Genomic DNA, 751 nt, shown 5'->3' with positions numbered 1-751 from the left:
ACGCGCATCTGTCGCGCCGCGATCCGCTGGCCGAGCGCGTGGCCCTCGCCCGTGCCGACTGGTGGCGCGCCGGGCTGCGCGGCACCACCACCCTTCTCGCCCCGGCCCGCTTCGCATGAGCGCGCCGATGCAACAGGACGTCGAGGAGATCGTCGCGGGCTCGGGCAGCACGTTTCGCGCGGGCATGCGGGTGCTGCCCGCCCCGCGCCGCCGCGCCATCCTCGCGGTCTATGCCTTCTGCCGCGTGGTCGATGACGTGGTCGACGGCCCCGCGCCCCTCTCAGAGCGCCGCGCCGGCATCGAGGCGTGGGAGGCCGAACTCGCCCGCACCCGCGCGGGCCACCCCGAAACCCCGGTGGGCCGCGAGATCGCCCTTGCCGCGCGCGCCTACGCCCTGCCGCACGAGGAATTCGAGCTGGTGCTCGACGGGATGCGCATGGATCTCGACGGCATGGTCGCCCCCTCGCAGGAGGTGCTCGACGCCTATATCCGCCGCGTCGCGGGCGCGGTGGGCATCCTGTCGATGCATGTCTTCGGTGCCTGGCGCGGCGAGCCCTCGCGCCGCTTCGCGCTCTCGCTGGCCGAGGCGCTGCAGCTCACCAACATCCTGCGCGACATCGAGGAGGACGCAGGCCTGGGCCGCCTCTACCTGCCCGCCGAGCTTCTGGACGAGCTGGGCATTCCCCCCTCCCCCGAGGCGGTGCTGAGCGCCCCCGCCCTGCCCGAGCTGCGCCGCCGCCTCGCCGCGCGG

At 74.8% G+C, this 751-nt stretch carries 1 protein-coding gene; it reads left to right on the top strand.

Features of this window, described 5'->3' with window-relative positions:
* Positions 1-127: 127 nt before the first annotated feature.
* The coding region (locus tag NHG85_RS09685; RefSeq protein WP_253331876.1) for a squalene/phytoene synthase family protein at positions 128-751 on the top strand (624 nt) is incomplete at its 3' end.

This window comes from Limimaricola litoreus, from assembly GCF_024159025.1.
GTDB classification, from domain to species: domain Bacteria; phylum Pseudomonadota; class Alphaproteobacteria; order Rhodobacterales; family Rhodobacteraceae; genus Limimaricola; species Limimaricola litoreus.
This window is presented reverse-complemented; position numbering and strand designations above follow the sequence as displayed.